This window comes from Streptomyces sp. NPDC059454 (assembly GCF_042749965.1).
Classification (GTDB): domain Bacteria; phylum Actinomycetota; class Actinomycetes; order Streptomycetales; family Streptomycetaceae; genus Streptomyces.
On sequence record NZ_JBHYVC010000131.1, the window covers coordinates 1 to 2,347 of the forward strand.

Genomic DNA, 2,347 nt, shown 5'->3' on the forward strand with positions numbered 1-2,347 from the left:
AACTGCTGACCGAACCGGTGCCGTGGGCGCAGGGTTCGGGGCCGCGCCGTGCGGGTGTGTCCTCGTTCGGCATCAGCGGCACCAACGCGCACATCATCCTCGAACAGCCCGAACTCGCGGGCGGCGAAAGCGTCTCGGTGGCAATCGACACCGACACGGCTGTTGTGGTGCCGTGGATTCTCTCCGGAAAGAGTGAGGCCGCGCTGCGTGCGCAGGCCGAGCGCCTGCGGGAGTTCGTGGCGGGCGCCGGAATCCGTGGCGTGGACCTCGGGTTCTCCTTGGCGACGCAGCGCTCTCTCTTCGACCACCGGGCTGTGGTGCTGGCGCAGGACAAGCCCGCTGCCCTGGAGGCGTTCGCGGCGGGTCTTCCCGACGCGGGTGTCGTGGAGGGCGTGGCCGGTACGGGCCGCACGGCGTTCCTGTTCTCGGGTCAGGGTTCGCAGCGGCTCGGTATGGGTCGTGGACTGTACGGTCGTTTCCCGGTGTTCGCGGAGGCGTTCGACGCGGTGTGCGCGGGTCTGGACGAGCACCTGGAGCGGCCGTTGCGTGAGGTCGTGTGGGGTGGGGACGCGGATGCGCTGAACCGGACCGTGTATGCGCAGGCGGGGTTGTTCGCGGTCGAGGTGGCGTTGTTCCGGTTGGTGGAGTCGTGGGGTGTGCGGCCGGAGTTCGTGGCCGGGCATTCGATCGGTGAGGTGGCTGCCGCGCATGTGGCGGGCGTCTTCTCCCTCGCGGACGCGTGTGCGCTGGTGGCTGCGCGTGGCCGGCTGATGCAGGCGCTGCCTGCCGATGGTGCGATGGTCGCGGTCGAGGCGACGGAGGCGGAGGTACTGCCGCACCTGACCGACGAGGTGTCGGTCGCGGCCGTCAACGGCCCGTCCTCCGTGGTGGTTTCGGGTGCCGAGGCCGCGGTCGAGGTTGTCGCCGGGGTGTTCCGCGAGCAGGGTCGCCGTACGACCCGGCTGCGGGTGTCGCACGCCTTCCACTCCCCGCTGATGGAGCCGATGCTGGAGGAGTTCCGCACGGTCGCCGAAAACCTCTCCTACAGCGAGCCGCGGTTGCCCGTCGTCTCCAATGTGACGGGTGCCCTGGCGGAGCCTGGTCAGCTGGCCTCGGCCGGTTACTGGGTGACCCATGTCCGTGAGGCCGTGCGTTTCGACGACGGTGTCCGTGCGCTGGCCGGTCAGGGTGTGACCCGGTTCGTGGAGCTGGGCCCGGACGGTGTGCTCAGCGGCATGGCCCGCGAGAGCGCCGGCGACGACGCGCTCCTCGTCGCACTGCTGCGCAAGGACCGCGACGAGGAGACCACGGCCCTGACCGCGCTGGCCCGGTTGCACGTGGCCGGGGCCCGGGTGGACTGGGCCGCGTACTTCGCCGGCACCGGCGCACGCACCGTCGACCTGCCGACCTACGCCTTCCAACGCCGTACGTACTGGCCGGAGAACAGCACGGTCACCACAGCGGCCGACGCCCGCGCTGCCGGTCTGGACGCGTCCGACCACCCGCTGCTGGGTGCGGTGGTGGCGCTGCCGGACTCGGGTGGTGTGGTGCTGACGGGCAGGCTGTCGGTGGAGGCGCAGCCGTGGCTCGCCGATCACGTCGTTCTGGGTCGCACCCTGCTGCCCGGCACGGGGCTGGTGGAACTCGCTCTGAAGGCCGGTGAGGCAGTGGGCTGCGCGACGCTGGACGAACTGACGCTCGCCGCACCGCTGGTGCTGCCTGAGCAGGGCGCCGTTCAGGTCCGTGTCGTGGTGGGGCCCCAGGACGCCGACCACCGCACGCTCGCCGTCTACTCCCGTCCGGAAGGCGCCGAGGACGCCCCGTGGACGACCCATGCCTCCGGGTTCCTGGTGGAGGGTGTGGTGTCGGCGGGGTTCGATCTGGCGCAGTGGCCTCCGGTGGGTGCGGAGGTGGTGCCGGTGGAGGGTGCGTACGAGGTCTTCCGTGAGCGTGGTTATGGCTACGGTCCGGTGTTCCGGGGGTTGCGTGCGGCGTGGCGTCGGGGTGAGGAGTTGTTCGCGGAGGTCGCTCTGCCGCAGGAGTCGGTGGGTGAGGCCGGTGGGTTCGGTCTGCATCCGGCGTTGCTGGACGCGTCGATGCACGCGGCGATCCTGAACGACGGTGACGGTGAGACGGTGATTCCGTTCGCCTGGAACGGCGTGCGTCTGCACGCGGTCGGCGCCTCCGCCGTCCGCGTCCGCATCGGCAAGCTGGACGGCCGTGCCGTCACCCTGTCCGTGGCCGACGTGACCGGTGCGCCGGTGATGTCGGTCGGGTCCATGGCGGGCCGGCCGGTGTCGGCCGGTCAGTTGGGTGCGGCGTCCGGTGACGCGGGTGCGCTGTACGG

Annotated in this window: 1 protein-coding gene; it reads left to right on the top strand. The window is 71.2% G+C overall.

Annotated elements, in window-relative coordinates:
• On the top strand, positions 1-2,347 hold a 2,347-nt coding region (locus ACFXAE_RS36105), incomplete at both ends, for an acyltransferase domain-containing protein (RefSeq protein ID WP_384723945.1).